Source organism: Streptomyces sp. NPDC059256, assembly GCF_042753785.1.
Taxonomy (GTDB): domain Bacteria; phylum Actinomycetota; class Actinomycetes; order Streptomycetales; family Streptomycetaceae; genus Streptomyces.
Genome location: NZ_JBHYZO010000006.1, coordinates 196,744 through 212,714, shown reverse-complemented (window position 1 = coordinate 212,714; position 15,971 = coordinate 196,744). Strand labels below are relative to the sequence as shown.

The 15,971-nt window shown below is 68.8% G+C and carries 10 protein-coding genes; 8 read left to right on the top strand and 2 right to left on the bottom strand.

Features of this window, described 5'->3' with window-relative positions; genetic code table 11:
- Window positions 1-98: 98 nt before the first annotated feature.
- Window positions 99-2,228, top strand: a complete 2,130-nt coding sequence (locus ACFXJL_RS16730; RefSeq protein ID WP_384693275.1) for a DEAD/DEAH box helicase — start codon at window positions 99-101, stop codon at window positions 2,226-2,228.
- 101 nt (window positions 2,229-2,329) lie between these two features.
- Here the strand turns inward: ACFXJL_RS16730 and ACFXJL_RS16725 are convergent, their stop codons facing one another.
- A complete protein-coding gene (locus ACFXJL_RS16725) occupies window positions 2,330-2,965 on the bottom strand; it encodes a DUF1772 domain-containing protein (RefSeq protein WP_384692993.1) in 636 nt (211 codons plus the stop codon).
- Window positions 2,966-4,170: 1,205 nt separating this feature from the next.
- On the opposite strand from ACFXJL_RS16725, the gene ACFXJL_RS16720 reads away from it, so the two are divergent.
- From ACFXJL_RS16720 to ACFXJL_RS16690, 7 genes are read left to right on the top strand one after another with little or no spacing between them, the layout of a single operon-like run.
- A complete protein-coding gene (locus tag ACFXJL_RS16720; RefSeq protein WP_384692990.1) occupies window positions 4,171-5,448 on the top strand; it encodes a YcaO-like family protein in 1,278 nt (425 codons plus the stop codon).
- On the top strand, window positions 5,427-6,167 hold the full coding sequence (locus ACFXJL_RS16715; protein ID WP_384692987.1) for a TOMM precursor leader peptide-binding protein: 741 nt from the start codon (window positions 5,427-5,429) through the stop codon (window positions 6,165-6,167). Before ACFXJL_RS16720 ends, ACFXJL_RS16715 begins: the two co-directional genes overlap by 22 nt.
- A complete protein-coding gene (locus ACFXJL_RS16710; RefSeq protein WP_384692984.1) occupies window positions 6,151-7,908 on the top strand; it encodes a hypothetical protein in 1,758 nt (585 codons plus the stop codon). The genes ACFXJL_RS16715 and ACFXJL_RS16710 overlap by 17 nt, the downstream gene beginning before the upstream one ends.
- Window positions 7,892-8,665 (top strand): nitroreductase family protein, encoded by a 774-nt coding sequence (locus ACFXJL_RS16705; protein WP_384692981.1) that lies wholly within the window; start codon window positions 7,892-7,894, stop codon window positions 8,663-8,665. Before ACFXJL_RS16710 ends, ACFXJL_RS16705 begins: the two co-directional genes overlap by 17 nt.
- Entirely contained in the window at window positions 8,658-10,424 is a 1,767-nt protein-coding gene (locus ACFXJL_RS16700) for an ABC transporter ATP-binding protein (protein WP_384692978.1), read from the top strand. The genes ACFXJL_RS16705 and ACFXJL_RS16700 overlap by 8 nt, the downstream gene beginning before the upstream one ends.
- Entirely contained in the window at window positions 10,421-11,545 is a 1,125-nt protein-coding gene (locus ACFXJL_RS16695; RefSeq protein WP_384692975.1) for a hypothetical protein, read from the top strand. The genes ACFXJL_RS16700 and ACFXJL_RS16695 overlap by 4 nt, the downstream gene beginning before the upstream one ends.
- A gap of 14 nt (window positions 11,546-11,559) precedes the next feature.
- A complete protein-coding gene (locus ACFXJL_RS16690) occupies window positions 11,560-12,612 on the top strand; it encodes a glycosyl transferase (protein ID WP_384692972.1) in 1,053 nt (350 codons plus the stop codon).
- 587 nt (window positions 12,613-13,199) lie between these two features.
- Here ACFXJL_RS16690 and ACFXJL_RS16685 read toward each other — a convergent pair.
- The gene (locus ACFXJL_RS16685) at window positions 13,200-15,965 is read right to left on the bottom strand and encodes a pPIWI_RE module domain-containing protein (RefSeq protein WP_384692969.1); all 2,766 of its coding nucleotides are present in this window, start codon (window positions 15,963-15,965) and stop codon (window positions 13,200-13,202) included.
- Window positions 15,966-15,971: the final 6 nt, after the last annotated feature.

Here is a 15,971-nt window from a genome sequence, read left to right as displayed (position 1 = left end):
GAGCGAACGACAACCACCCCAGGGACGACTTCGACAAGCCAGCAGGAACGCCCCCGAGCGACCCCGTCGACCGGCTCGATCCCGTCGTACTCCACCATGTGGTGAACACCCTCGGCTGGCCGGACCTACGCCCACTCCAGCGAGCCGCGATCCAGCCGCTGATGGACGGCGAGGACGCGGTACTGCTCGCACCCACCGCGGGCGGCAAGACCGAGGCGGCCTGTCTGCCGATCCTCTCAGCGATGTCCGAACAGCGCTGGTCCGGCACCTCCGTGCTCTATCTGTGCCCCCTCAAGGCGCTCCTCAACAACCTGGTGACCCGTGTCGACTCCTATGCCCAGTGGCTCGGTCGCCGCGCGGAACTGTGGCACGGGGACACGAAGGAATCACAGCGGCAGCGCATCCGTACCAACGGGCCCGACATCCTCCTCACCACCCCCGAGTCCCTGGAAGCCATGCTCATCGGGGTGAAGACCGACCACGCTCGGCTGCTCGGCGGGGTCCGGGCGGTCGTCGTCGACGAGGTGCACGCCTTCGCGGGTGATGACCGCGGCTGGCATTTGCTCGCCGTACTGGAACGACTGGAACAGGTCACCGGACGTCCCATCCAGCGCATCGGCCTCTCGGCGACCGTCGGAAATCCACAGCAGCTCCTCAACTGGCTCCAGGGAGCGAGTGTGGGGAAGCGTCCGGCCCGCGTTGTTGCCCCGGACCTCGACCCGGGCCGTTCCAAGGCTCCGGGCGCGGCTCCTGCCTCTCCTGCCTCTCCCGCCTTGGTGAGCACACCGCCACCAGGCCGGGTGGAACTGGACTACGTGGGTTCCCTCGGCAACGCGGCCAAACTCATAGCCGCCCTGCACCGGGGCGAGAAGCGGCTGGTGTTCTGCGAATCGAGACGCCAGGTCGAAGAACTCGGTGCGGCACTGCGGGCCCGCGAGGTGACGGCCTTCCTCTCCCACGCCTCGCTCTCCACCGACGAGAGGGCCAGATCCGAGCAGGCGTTCGCCGAGGCGCGCGACTGCGTCATCGTCTCCACGTCCACTCTGGAACTCGGCATCGACGTCGGAGACCTGGACCGCGTGATCCAGATCGACTCGCCCCGTACCGTGGCCTCCTTCCTCCAGCGCATCGGCCGCACCGGGCGACGGCCGGGCAGCACCCGCAACTGCCTCCTTCTCGCCGCCCGCAAGGACACCCTGCTCCAGGCCGCAGCGCTGCTGCTGCTCTGGGGGAGGGGGTGGGTCGAAGCGGTCACCCCACCGCCGGAGCCCCGTCACCTCGTGGCACAGCAACTCCTCGCCGCCACCCTCCAACAGCACAAGGTGGGAGACCGGTTGTGGCCGGAGTTGTGGAACGGCCTCGCGCCCTTCGACCGCTCGGCGACTCCCATCCTTCGGCATCTGGTCGGCGAGGGCTTCCTCGACGAGGACGGTGGAATGCTGTTCATCGGCCCCGAGGCGGAACGCCGCTTCGGTCGCCGCCACTTCATCGAACTGACCGCCTCGTTCACCGCGCCCCCGCAGTTCACCGTCCTGTCGGGACGCACGGAGATCGGACAGACCGACCCTTCCGTACTGACCGAGGAACGGCCGGGACCACGCCGGCTGCTCCTCGGCGGGCGCAGTTGGCAAGTGACGTTCATCGACTGGGGCCGCCGACGGGTCTTCGTCGAGCCCGCCGACGGTGGCGGCGTCGCCAAGTGGACGGGCAGCGGCATCGCCGGACTCTCCCACACCCTGACCCGGGCGATGCGAGAGGTGCTCCTCGGCGCCGATCCGCCGGTAGCGCTCACCACCCGGGCACAGGCATGTCTGGCGGAGTGGCGGCAGGACGAAGCCCCGGACATGGTCCACCCCGGTGGCACCCTGGTGACCCGCCTGGGCAGTGATGTCCTCTGGTGGACCTGGGCGGGATACCGTGCCAACGCGACCCTCGGCGCCACCCTCCCGTCGATCGCGGACCCTGTCCAACACCCGACCGACTGCTGTCTGAGACTGCGTGAGGACCTGACGCACGACCTCTGGCGTTCGGCCCTCGAAGGAGCCGGCGCAGGCGCCGCCCTCGTACTCCCGGATGTCGACCACCGTGCGGTGAGGGGGCTGAAGTTCTCGGCCGCCCTGCCGCAGCGCCTCGCGGTGGCCACCCTCGCCGCGCGCATGGCCGACTTCGAGGGAGCACGCGCGGCGCTGGAGGAACCGGTGCGTTTCCAGGTCGGACGGTCCATCTGACGTTGATCGCTGGTTCGCTTCTCTGGAGGGCTCCGCGGGGGCGTGGCCCGGCACCGGTCGAGAGAAGATGCACCTGGACCCGTGGTGGAGAACAAGTCCGGTCAGCTGGTCGGGGACGGGTCAGCGCCGACCGTTGCGGCCGTGCTTCTGCCGTGCAGCACCAAGGCGCGGGTCAGACAGCCGAGAGCCACCGCGCAGAGCGCCGCGCGTAGCGCGTTGGCCGCCACCCAGGAGGTCTTGAACCTGTCCACGATGGCGAAGTCCGTCATCGTGGAGGGGCTTCCGGCCGCAGCGAGGTCGCTGTTCATGGGGATGTTGAAGCCGGCAGTGACCAGGAGGGCGACCAGATAGAGGACGGCTGCGTACGCGGCCCATCGGGCGGCGGCGCCACGGCCGCTGCGATGGTCCAGGACCGCCGCGGCCACGGTGGCCGGCAGCACCCCGACGAAGAGCGCGGCGAGAGCCCAATTGCTCTGGATGGTGTCGTTGAAGCTCTGCATTGCGGTCACATAGGTGTGGTCGTCGGTCGCCGCCAGCCCAGGCATCACGGCCATGCCGAAGGTGAAGAGCAGCCCCGCCGTCAGCCCCAGCGCGACCGTGGAGATCATCAACAGCATCCCCGCGACCGCACCGCCCGGAAGAGTGCGCTTCGCCGGGGAGACCTGCCCCTCGGGTGGTTCGGGGTGTGCGCCGGAGGTCGGAAGCTCGTTGCGACGGCCGGACGAGTCGGTTCTCATGCCGGTTCCTTCCCAGTTCATCGGAGTGAGGCGAGCACGGGCCCGACCCGTGCGTTGCGCACGACCAGCCAAACTCACCGGGATGGGCCGGGCCATGGCCGAGGAACTCAGGCGCATACTCCTGCGTCCATCCGATGCGCGACCGAGCGCTGCGCCCCCACCCTGACGATCGTGTGTTCACCCCGAGGGTTCTCCGGAGCCGCCCGGGTTCTGACGTCCCATCGCGGCGGTCACCAGCACGGATACCTGGAGTGCGCCCGCGGAACGACGAAGCCGGACCGGGCTCCGTCCAGTCGGCCGACCACGGCCGGATCGCCGCCCGTCCGCGTGGGTCAAGGGCAGCCGAACCCGTGCGGCCCGCCCTGGCGAGCGCCCGGAATGAATGCATTGGCGCGAGCTGATGGTTTGTCAAAAACCTTACGAATTTGATGAGTTGATGAGCACATCATGCACGTACACGCAATTTCTTAACACTTACTTGAGCTTTCGAAGTGATCGGCGACCTTAGGTTGAGCCTGACTCCGGGACAGTGATGGTTTAGGCCATCTAAGTGTCTGGAATGGCTTGTTTTCGCCTAAGAGGGGAACGAAGATGATTGACACCGATCTCACGTCACGAGTAGCGGTCGACCTGGTGGTCGATGATGCCGAGGCGTCCTGGGAGGACCTGGTCCTCGATCTGATCGCGGGCCCCTCGGACCCCTCGCGCATCCTCACGGACTGCGGCGCTTGCCAGAGCCTGTGTGGCGGTAGCCCCGGTTGTCTCAGCGGCGGCGGTTGCGGCCTGAGCTGCAACACCGGCGGCTGGAGGTGTTCCCCCTGTGACTCTGCATGCCGGTAGTCATGGCCGGCACATCCCGTCCGGCATGTGACGCCCTGCACCCCTCTCCTCTGCCTAGCGGTATGGGAGGTACCCGCCTGCGCTGCGTGGTCGGGAGTCACCCGCGTACATCCGGTACGAGGGTGAGTCTCCGTATCGCGATCTGAGAGGGCGCCCTCCCAGGTCGCAGCCGATGGGGAGCACCGGCCGCCGCAGACCCCGCCCTTCGGGCGGACGACGCCAGTCAGCACGTCCTAGTGCCACTCCCGGCGAACACCGCCGGTCGAGGCAGTGGGTAGCGAATCGGCCCGCCGGCGGTCGCCCCGCCGGCGGGTTCCGCCCGGACAAGGAACCGGTGTTCTTTGCCTGACCTGAATGACGTGAACATGAAACAGCTTGATCCGCTGCTCTCGCGCTACGGCGTGGTCGGGGACGTCTTCTCCCTTTCCCGCTATCGCGGTCTGCCGGGGCTGAGCTCCTACGGGGTCGATCTCGGCAGCGCGTTCCCGGGCGTTGCGGTACCCCAGGACAACCGGGTGGTGGCAGGAGGGCATGCACTGGAGGACCAGGACAAGGCACGCCTGCTCGCGATCGCCGAGGGATGCGAGCGCTACTCGGGGGCGCAGTTCGGTACGGACGGCGTCGTGACCGCCGCCGCGCACGATCTCGACGGCAGGGTGCTCGACTGGTCGCGCATTCCACGGCTGTCGGACGCGGAGTACGCGCATCCGCGGTGCCCCCTCGTTCCGTTCGATCCGGCCGCGCCGATCAGATGGGTGTCCGGGGTGGATCTCCGGGACGGAGAACCCATCTGGTTGCCGCTCGCCATGGCGGCCTACCGGTCAGGGCACCTTGCACCGGCGGAGCGCTTCGTGGCAGGCATTTCGACGGGCTACGCCGTGCACACCGATCCCGCGAGTGCTGTCTTCGGCGCCTTGAGCGAGGTCGTCGAGCGGGACGTGATCGCCGTCCTGTGGCTACAGAAGCTCCCGCTGCCGCACATCCCCTTCGACTTTCTGGATGAGCGCGAGATCACCCTGATCGAGTGGGCGCACGATCACTTCCTCGAAACCGTACTGCTGGATGCCACCAGCGACATCGGTCTGCCCACGGTGTACTGCCTTCAGACCGCTCCGCACGACTCGACGATACGCACCATGGTCGGGTGCGGCACCGGGCTCACCATCCAGGACGCCGCGTACAAGGCGCTGTTGGAGGCCACCTGCTTCCGCGACTCCCTGCACATGGAATGGGAGGAACCCGAGTCCTTCGCCGACTACACCGATATCTCGGACGGCGCGAAGTACATGGGCAAGCCGGAGAACGCCGGGCACTTCGCCTTCCTCATCGATGACCACCCCGATCGGCCCTCCTTCCAGGACCGGGGCCGTTTTGCCACCGATACCGCTGAGGGATTGATCCGGGCAGTCCGGAGGTTCGCCGAACTGGACATGCCGGTGATCGCCGTGGACCGGACCACGACGGAGCTGGCTTCGGTCGGACTGCACTCGGTGAATGTGGTCATCCCCGACCTCCAGCCCATGTCCCTGGTGCCGCTCGCCCAGTACCACGCGCACCCTCGGCTCTACTCCGCGCCCGCGGCAATGGGCTATCGCGTACTGCCTGTTGAGGAGTTGAACCCGTGTCCGCAACCCTTCGCCTGACCCGTCTGGCACGTCTGTCCCGCGTGTCCGTCTTCGGTACCGGGGCGTTCGGTGCTCGGGTGTCCGAACTGCTCCCGAAGTCCTCGGGCCTGGACGTCACCCGCGTCGGCCCTGAGATCACCGACGGCCTGCTTGCCGATGCCGATGCCGATGCCGCGGTGCTGGTACTGGACCGTCCCGCCCGACCGTTGGCACGCCGATTCCGGCAGGCGGCCTCCGATGCGGGAAAGCCCTGGCTCCTGGTGGAGTTCGACCACCCCGTCATCAGAGTGGGACCGTACTTCGATCCGGTGGGCGGGCCGTGCCTGGACTGTTTCTACGCACGGGAGGACCAGCACGCCGACAAGCCGGCGCCCGTACGGAACCACGGCCACGGCCACGGCCACGAGCGCGAGCACGGTCACCGGCACGGCGCCGACTGTTCGCATGCGCCGGTGCCAGCGGCCGAGCAGGAGCAACCCGGTATTGCGGCGGCAGCCGGAGTCCTGCCGCATCAGGCCCGTATCGCGGTGGGACTGCTGAGCCTGTCGCTGGCCGAACCGGTACGTGGACGGGTGGTCACCGTGGACCTCCGCACGGCGGCGATTCGCTCGGACCAGGTGATCGGCTGCCACGGCTGCCCGCACTGCGGCGACGAGACGGAACGCCTGAACCAGTCGCGACAGCTCGATCACCTGTTCCGCACCGTGGGAGGCGTCACTCATGACGAGCACAACTAGTTTTCCCGCCGATGGGCTCCGGCCCCGGTTGCGCGGTGGGGTGGCGGTCTCGGCCGTCGACGGTCAGGTCGTGTTCTCCGCCGGCCAGATCCGCAAGCGGATCGGCGGAGGAGACGCCCTTCGGCTCCTGCTGCCGGTCGCGTCGGCGATGGACGGACGCCGCACGGTCGGCGATCTGGCCGAGGAGACGGACCTACCGTACGAGGCAGTGGCCCAGGCCGTGGCACTGCTGGTGAAGCAGGGACTCGTCCTCTCCGGCGAGGTCTCGTCGACGAGGCCGCTGGCAGCCGGCGTCATGGACTACCTCGAACTGACCGCAGGCACTTCGGCGTCCTACCGCAATGCCTCCGCGGTACTGGAACGACTGTCTCGGTGCGCGGTGCTGATCGTCGCCCCACCGGAGCATGCGGAAGGGATCCGCGACGACCTGGTGATGAGCGGCGTCGGAGCCGTTCACAGCGCGCCCACCCCGGCCGGGGTAGGGAACGAACTGCTCGACAGCCTGCGGGAGGCGGCGGGCAGTCTCGTCGTACTGCACGGACCGCCCCGCCTCGACGACGGCACGGACAGCCTCACCGAAGCCTGCGTGGCCCGTGACATCGCGGTGCTGCACTTTGCGGCGCACCAGGAGCAGATTGACCTCGGCCCGCTGATGCATCCGCGGGCGACGCTGTGCTGGGGGTGTTTCACCAGCGGCTACCTCGCGGAGTTCGGGAACGAACAGCCGGCCCCGGCCGGCGCCGCGATGGGAACGGTCGCCGCCGGACTGGTGGTGGGCGAAGTGCTCGCCTATCTGGCCGACATCGACAGCATGCGCACCAACCAGGCCCTCGTCCGCTGGAACCTGCCGGACTCCACCGCGGTGCGGTACGGGGTGACCGCCGAGGCCGGCTGTACCTCGTGTGCCACAGGCGAGATTGTCGAGGTACTGGAGGCGTACGAGGACACCGTCGCCGCGTATCCCCTTGCCGACCGGCCCCAGCCGCCGATCACCTCCAGCCGGGAGAAGCACCTGACGGCGTTGGGCAAGGGGCGTGAGTCGTTCGCCACCGCACCGGTGATACCCCTGCCTCCCGTAGCGGCGACCGCGTCCGGCACCCCGACCGGTGCCGAGGCGCTGGCCGGGTCCGATACCGCGGGCGCACCCGATGCGGCATTCGTCGCCGGTCTGGCGGCGATGGTGGCGGGGCTCCGCGGGGACGGCTCACACCGCAGGTGGACCGCGTCCGGGGGAGACCTCGCATCGGTCGAGCTCTACTTGATGTGCGCGGACACCGTCTCCGGCCTGCCCGCGCACACCCTGCTGAAGTACGACGACATCGGACACCGGCTCCTCGTCACCCGCCGCACCCACGGGCCCGGCATATGGCAGTCCATGCTCGACGCGACCGGTACCGCGATCGCGACTGGTACCGCGATCGCGACCGGTACCGCGACCCGAACCGCGACCGCGACCGGTACCGCCACCACGGGCAGTCCGGACCTCGTTGTGGTCCTCGTCGGCGCGCTCTGGAGGCTGAAGCTCAAGTACGGCACGTTCGCGCTCCGGTTGGGGCACCTCGACGCGGGATGCGCCCTCGCGCAACTACACGCGGTGGCCACCGATCAAGGAGTGCGCGTCACCCTGAACGACCGCTGGCAGCCGACGCTGCCGAAGCTGCTGGAACTCAAGGAAGACGAACAGGTCATGGCCGTGGCCGGCCTGTGGACCCCGGGAGCGCGCAATGCCACTGATCAATGAGACCGACCTGTGGCCACGGACGAAGCGTGCTCTCGTCCCCGCCGACAGCCCCGACGAGCGCACCACTCCTGACCGGCCGTCGGCCCAGGACACCTCCCGGACCGCACAGAGGTCGCCGATCCCCGAGAACACACCGATACCGCAGAGCACACCGATCCCTGAGAACGCAGCGATCTCCCAGAGCAGGGCGCTCCACGCTGTGCTGACGGCCCGTCGTTCGGTCCGCCGGTTCCGCGCGGACTCGGTCCCCGACACGGACCTCGCCGGCATCCTGAGTCTTGCCACGTCGACCGATCGGCAGATGTGGCCTCACGGTACGGCCGAATCCACCCCGCAGGCATGGCTGGTCAGCGGTCTGACGGGCACCTCGGAAGTACGACTGCGCCGGTACGCCCCGGGGCAGTCCACGGCGGGGGAGCACCCCGCGGGGGAGTTCACCGACCACGGAGACCGTGCCGAGCTCGCCCCACTCGCCAAGCGGTACGTTCCGGCCCCGGTCGCGGTGCTGATCTGCGCGGAGATCACCGACGGCAGCGGCGCCAACTACACCCAGGCGCTCCTTCGGGCATCCGCGTTCGGATACAACGCTTGGCTGGCGGCGGTGGCCGCGGGTCTCGGCGGCAGTGTGCACGGCCGTTCATCGTCCGAGGTGACCCGCATCGTGCGCCGACACACCAGCACACCGGCGAGGCACCTGTTCACCCTGGTGCTGGGGCACCCGGCCGAAGCCCCGGACAGAGGTCCGGACCGTGCGTGACACCGAACGGACGCAGGTACGCGCTCTCGGCCAGCGTGTACTGCGGCGGTTCGCCGAGCACAAGGCGGGCTTCGCCCTGTCCCTGCTGACCGTCGTACTGTCCACGGGACTCGGGATCACCGGGCCGCTGTTCCTCCGCGTCATCGTCGATGAGGCCGTGCCCCAGGGCGACCGGACGCTGCTGATGTGGATGTGTCTGGGCATGCTCGCCGTAGGCATCGCCCAGAGCGGCTTCTTCTACCTCCAGAGCAGGCTGACGAACTCGATCGGTCTCGGGGTGGTCCACGGTCTGCGGGTGGACGTGTACCAACGGGTGCAGTCGATGCCGATCACCTTCCACGCCGGCCGGTCCGGATCCGAGGTGCAGACGAGGCTGGCCAGTGACATCGGCGGCATCTCCGATGTGATCACCTTCACCGCTCAGCACGCCCTCGGGTCACTGACGATGGTCATCACCATCGGAACGGCCATGCTCATCCTCAGTTGGCCCATCGCCGTGGTGGCGATCGGTCTCACGCTGGGGCTGGTCATCATGAACCAGCGCTACGCCGAACGGCAACGGCTCCTGGCCGTCGAGGCGCAGGAGCACACATCGGAGATGATGCGCCTGGCCGGCGAGCACCTCTCCCTGCCCGGTGTCCTCATGGGACGTACGATGCGCTGCTGGGACGGCCAGCGAGACCGGTTCAGGGCGTCGTCGTCGGCCATCGCCGATCTGACGATCCGTGAGCGTTCCATGGCGACCAGCGCGGAGTCGATCATCGGCGTCTCCTTCGCGGTGATCCCGCCGGTCGTCTACTGGATGGCGGGTGGCGGCTTCACCAGCCTGTCGATCGGCACCGCGATCGTGCTGGTCGTGCTGCAACTCCAGCTCGCACAACCGATCCAGGCACTGCTCGGCCTGAGCACGTCCGTACGGCGCTCCCTCGCCCACTTCGATCGGATCTTCGAGTACATCGACCTCGGACCGACGTCGGCCCTGCCGGCGCCGCGCACGCCCGACACCGGAACCCGGGGACCAGCGGTCGGCATCACACTGAGCGAGGTCTCCTACCGCTATCCGGAGAGCGGCAAAAGCACCCTGCGCGGGATCGACCTGGACTTCCCCGCCGGCTCCACCACCATGATCGTGGGCTCCACCGGCTCCGGGAAGAGCACGCTGGGCTACCTCGTGGCGGGACTGCTGGAGCCCGGAGCCGGTACGGTCCGGGTGCTCGGCGGCGATGAGAAGCCGTCCGAAACGGTCCTGCTGGTGCCCCAGGAGCCGGGCATCTTCAACGCCTCCTTCCGGGACAACCTCCTCCTCGCCCGGCCCGGTGCCACCGAGGCCGAACTGCGCCAGGTGCTCTCCCGGTTGGCCCTCGACGATCTCGTCTCCTCCTTCCCCGAAGGACTGGACACCTCGGTCGGTGAGAGGGGCTACCAACTCTCCGGCGGTGAACGCCAGCGACTCGGGCTGGCCCGCGCCCTGCTGTCGGACGCCCCCGTCGTCGTGCTCGACGAGGTGACGAGCGCGCTGGACTGGGCGACGGCACGAACGGTGCAGGCGGCGTTGGAGGAACTGCGCGGCAACCGGACCACGGTCGTCATCAGCCACCGGCTATCCGGAGTCAAGGACACCGACCGTGTCGTCGTTCTCGCGGGAGGGGTCGTCGCCGAGAAGGGCACCCACGGCGAACTCCGAACGGCGGCCGGCCGGTACTCGGACCTCCTCCGCATGCGCGACGAGGACCTGTCCGAGGCGGGTGCGGCACCGTGAGCCCTCCCGTCAGACTCTCCGCAGCGATCATGACCCATCCCGCCCGCAGGGCGAGAGCCCTCGCACTCAGGGACAGCCTTCCGGAGTTGAGCCTCCAGGTCGTCGAGGATCCCAACCCCTACGGCCCCGGCTCCTGTTCGGCGCGGACCGCAGTGCTCGCGTGGGGGGCGATGGCACCCGAGGCGACACACCACCTGGTCCTTCAGGATGACGCCGTCACCGTTCCGGACCTGCGGGAACGTGTGTTGCGCGCGGTCGGGGAGCGGCCGGCCGCCGCGATCAGCCTCTACACGGAATGGGCTTCGGCCACGTCGTCCGCCGTCCACCTGGCGGCCTGGCTCGGACAGCCTTTCGCTGAGGTGTGCGACCCGTACACCCCCTGTATCGGACTCGTCCTACCGGCGGAGGCAGCCCGTGAACTCGCGAGGACGACGCCGGAGGTTCCGCAGGACGACGTCATGATCGCCGATGTGCTGCGCCGGCTCGGGGTACCCGCGTACGTCACCGTTCCGCATCTGGTCCAGCACGCGACCGAGATGAGCCTCACCGGCAATACCCCGATGGGGCTGCGGCTGGCCGCCTGCTACACCACCGAGCCCCACGGTGACACCTCGCCGGTCGTGGACGCCCGGGTGGACCTGTTGCCGTGCTTCTCACGCTCGTACGGCAGGCCGTACTACCTGGAGCGGAACCCCGACAGTGCCTTCGGCTGGTCGCAGAGCGGTCTGCTCGACGTCATGCGCCGCCGAGATGTCGATGTGCCCGCCCTACAGCGCACGGCGGCCCGCCGGGCAGCGGGTCTGCACCGCGCCGAACCGGATCTGCGGCCCGACATCGTCATCAGCCTGTGGATCACCGCATGGCTGGCGGGTGTCGAACTGCGCCGGCTCCTCGACGACCATGCCGTGGTCCCGGCCCAGGTGCTCGACCGGAGACTGGGGCAGATCGCCCTGGCCAACATCGGCCCCGGGATCTTCGACCAGTACCTGTTGCCGGAACGACTCCTGGAACTGTCACCCGTCCTGGAGACCTTCGCCCGCGAGGCGTTCGCCGAGGGCGTCACCCCGTCCGGAAGCCGCGAGACGCAACTACTCCCCGACGCCCGGTCGTCCAGCAGTTGAAGAGGAACCCACCGATGAGAGTCAACTTCGTCTCCCGCGGACACGGCTACGGCCACGCCGCCCGAGACCTGAGGATCATGGCCGCCATGCGCCGGGTGAACCCCGGCATACAGATCAGACTGGCCTCGGCGGGAAGCGGAGCGGACTACTACCGCTCCCGCGGTGTCGAGGCAGTCGACCTCGGTTTCGACGACGCCGACGACATGGGCGAGGCGGCGAGTTGGCGCGTCTGGCGATTCCTGTACGAACATGCCGACGCCGATCTGGTGGTGAGCGACGAGTTCCTGACCGTGCCCGGTTTCTGCCGCAATGTACTTGGCATTCCGAACGTGCTGATCACCGACTGGTTCTTCGCCGAGCTCGGCCGGCCGGAGTTCGACGCGCGCTTGAACGACACACGGGAAGTCGTGGTCCCCGACTTTCCCGAGGCGCATCCGCTCGCTCCGGCCACCACCGCGCCGATCTGGTACTGCGGCCCCCTGGTGGACTCCTTCACCCCACAACGGGCCGAGGCGCGGAAGACCCTCGGCATCGACGGGGACGCGCTCGTCCTGACGGTGGCGGCGGGAGGCCGCCCGGACCGCATCGACGCGCTGCGGATCCAGTTGCAGGCACTCCAGGCATGGAGCGGACACGCCGCGCCCGGGGACCAACTGCTCCTCATGGCAGACCCCCCGCCCACCCGGGGGCGGGTCCCGACCGCCCCCAACATCCACTGGGTCGGGCGCAGCGACCGGCCCGAGCTGTACTACCGGGCTGCGGATGTCGTGCTGGCCAATGCCCTGGGCTTCACCAGCTGCGAACTCGTGGCCAACGGCGTACCGGTCATTGCCGCCGTCACCCCGGACCCCGACCAGGAGACGCGCATCGGATTCACCGAGCGCATGGACACACTGGAACGCATCGGCCTGCTGACCCGCACCAGCACCGACGAGGACCCCGCAACATTGTGGGCCCTGGTGCAGGAGATGCGCCGACGGGCCGACAACGATCCGGTGTCCGAGGACATCTGGGCCGACCCCCTGGAAGTCGCCACCCGAATACTGGGCCACGGCCGGGTGGGATGAGCCTCTTCCCCCAGCCCTGACGGGTGGGGTGTCCAACAGACACCCCACCCCGCGAGATTGATCACCGACCGCCCGAGGAAACCGCTCGCAACCGAGGCAATGGCTGACATTCCCGCTCAGCTGGATGCCGGGGAAGCCGCCACCCACGCGCGTACCAGGGCTGAAGCGAGAGGGACGCTGCTCCGGTTCCTCCTCCTCGGACAGGAGGAGGAACCGGAGCGACGATCGCCGTCTCGCCGCGTCTCCCACGGTCTGGCCTTCTGGGCTCCGCTCGTCCTCGTGGTGACGGCACCGACCTCAAGGAACAGCGGGCGGGCAAGCCTCCGATGCTTGGGCGCGATGATTGTCTCGGCGACGACCTTGAGCCGCCCTCCCCAGGCCGACTGCCGCCCGTAGTCTCGGTCCGGCAGGTTGCCACCGACCTCCATGAGAGCGCGCGCCGCGAACGTCCCGGGCCAGCTTGTGGATTCCTCGTGTTCCCGGCCGCACTCCACACACGTCTACCACTCGCCACGTGGCCCTCCGCGACAACCGCCGAGTAATGCCCAACAGTGTTGTCCGTTGGGACGCCCCTGGCGGCGCTTCGCTCATGGAGCGGATGAGATGCTCCCTTCCTCCCCCCTCGTTCTTGCGACCGGAAGCACGTACTGACCGGCGAGACGCGCCAAGTGCAGCGGAAGGGGTCGGGCGAGCGGCGGGTAGTCGTCGTGGTAGCGCAGCTGGTGGGTGAGCGTCGCCCACTCCGCAGGGCGGTCGGCCAGGTCCCCTTCACGCCCCGAATCCGCCAGCGCCTTCTCCGACAGGCAGCCGAGCACAGTGATCTGTAGCTGTCCGGGGTTCCAAGCAGTCTTCCCCGGTGCTGTCTTACCCTGCGCCGTCGGCGCCAACTTCATAAGTCCCCGCGGGAGTTTCGCCACTGTGTGTGGTGTCGCGGCCGTACTTGCGAAAACGCGATTGTCCGTCTCTGCCGTGCCCCACACCCCCTCGGCAAAGCCGACCCGGTCATTGGCCTCGTGGGCGTACCACTCCGCCACCTCCTCCCGAGCGTTCGTGTCCCGTACGAGCACCACTCGCAGGTCGTCGCCGTAGAGTGTGTGACGCTGGGCGGGTTCGGTGCCGAAGCTGAGCATGTCGCGGTCCAGTACACCGTTGCGCAGGCCGGGCCAGCACTGGCGCAGATTGCCTGCGTCCGCAAGCAGGAGCGTTGGGCGATCGCGGAGTTGGAAGAGCAGCGCGCGGATCTGCCGCTCGGTCTCCTGTTGCCTGTGCTGCTCCACGCCCGGCCGGGCGGCGGGTAGGAGCCTCCCTGGGGCCGCCGTGTCATCGCCATTCTCCCGCGCACCCGGACCCTTCCTCTCCACCGGTTCCACTGTCTGGGAGAGCAGCAGCAACAGCTTCGGGTACGGCACCCATTCGGCCCGCTCGGCGTCCCATCCGTCGATGGCGCCCGGCCCGTCCTCGGGTCGGACCCGCACTGCGACCAGCTGGCGGACGGGGCATCGCGTGGGGCCCTTCCTGGTGTGGCGCACGAGCCAGAGCGCCGCGTACTGAAGATTGCCGGGCACCCCGGCTCCCACCCGGTGGGCGGGCGGGCTGATGGCGCCGAGTTGGCGGAAGGTGTCCAGCCAAGTCCACCTGGCCCGGTGCTCCAGGCTGCTGTCGTTGTCCTCGGGAAGGTTGATGAACTGGCTCAGCCGTCCCTGCCGCGCCCAGGCAATGCGTAGGGCGTGCTTGGGATCGGAGTCGGGGACAGCCGCGAAGCGATCCTTGCCAGCGATCTCCGCAATCACGACTCCGACGCCGTCGGGCCGCGGGACCGCCCGGTCCATCACGAGCCGACAACGCCCTTCGATGGCTTCGGACAGCCGGACGGCCCTGGAGTGCCTGCGCTCCCGGGAGACCGGCAGGGCGTCGGCCAAGGGGCCCGCGGGTCGCGCCCGTACGTGGATCTCGACTTCCTCGCCCTGCCACCGCCAGGTGTCCTCTCCTGCCGGGCCCACCCTCTCGCCGGGAGGAAGGCCGATGAGCTTCGGTAGTTCCGTGAGCAGTGCGGCACGGGTCTCCGGCGACTGCCAGAGGACCTCGATCTCCAAGGGACGGCCATTCAGCGAGCGGGCCAGTGCCGCCCGCCGGTGCAGGGTCAGCTGTGCGTCCCGTACGCGAGGATCGCTTCCGGCGCCTGAGCGCGGAAGCAGTGAGGGGGTGTTACTCCGGGTGACCCGTGTGAGATCGGGGACCCGGGTCAGGATGGGGTGCAGTCCTTCCTCGACCCAGGCGTCCAGATCCGCCCGCTCCCGCGGCATCAGCCCGGGGCCGACCTTGTGCGGGCCGATCGACGGGTGGTAGACGATGCCCGCCGCCACATCCCCGGACCCGTTGATCCAGCGTTCCGGATGGGTGAAGAGATCCGCCGGCTGCGGGTAGTTGCGCACGATGTCCAGTTCGGGCACGAGCGGCGCTGGGCTGTGCTGGCGCCAGATCAGTCCCTTGAGTCGCCGGTCGTATCCGAGGGTGTTCATCATCAGCCGGTGACCGCGGTCCGGCCCTCCGGGCCACGGCAGCGGAGCATCGAGCAGGACGGTCGTGCCGCCCAGTTGATGGGGGCGTACGTCCATGCGAGTGGCCCATCGGCGTACTTGGGCGGACACGTGGACGCGGAACCGTGGGGCGAACGGCTCGGTGTGCACGTTGATGTTGAGACAGGCCGAGTAGTACCAGCATTGCCCACGGCTCCTGTACTGCTGGGGCGGCCAGGAGACGAGCCGTGCGCCGTTGCCTGAGCTCTCGACGCGGAAGTGGAGTGTGGTGTCCCCGGTGCGGAACGTTCGGGCGGCCAATCGGAAGGCGACCCACTCAGGTAGCAGGCTGTAGAGCCGTGCGGCGGGTTCTGCGGTTCCGCCCGCCGAGGTCACGGTTTCGGTGAGGTCAACCGATTCGGTCTCCCAATGTGGCAGCGGCACGGCCTCGGCAGGGTCGTCGGAGCGGAGTCTCTCCTCAAGATCGGTGCCTTCGGGTTCTTCCTCCTCCTGGTACATGCCCGCCGCCCAGGTGCCGAGCACCGGAGCCAGCACCTCCGGCGGGACGGCTTCCCGCGCGTAGAGCCACGGCAGACGGCCGTCCGTTCCGGCGTTGCGACCGGTCGCGATGACACCGGGAGCCATCGCCTGGAGCAGGGAGTTGAGCCTGCGTACGGGGAGTCGGTCGGGGCGAACGGAGCCCTTGTTGGCCTCGGTGTGCATCCTCGTGAGTTCGGAGTGCAACTCTTCGCCGAGGCGCAGCACCCTCATCTCCTCCCGCCACGATCCGTTGAGCGGGTCAGGTTCGTAGGCCGCGACGCGAATGGTGCGATACACGAAATT

Coding starts and splice junctions, on each gene's coding strand:
- ACFXJL_RS16720 (WP_384692990.1), top strand. CDS start 4,171: ATGAAACAGCTTGATCCGCTGCTCTCGCGCTACGGCGTGGTCGGGGAC.
- ACFXJL_RS16690 (WP_384692972.1), top strand. CDS start 11,560: ATGAGAGTCAACTTCGTCTCCCGCGGACACGGCTACGGCCACGCCGCC.
- ACFXJL_RS16705 (WP_384692981.1), top strand. CDS start 7,892: ATGCCACTGATCAATGAGACCGACCTGTGGCCACGGACGAAGCGTGCT.
- ACFXJL_RS16725 (WP_384692993.1), bottom strand. CDS start 2,965: ATGAGAACCGACTCGTCCGGCCGTCGCAACGAGCTTCCGACCTCCGGC.
- ACFXJL_RS16710 (WP_384692984.1), top strand. CDS start 6,151: ATGACGAGCACAACTAGTTTTCCCGCCGATGGGCTCCGGCCCCGGTTG.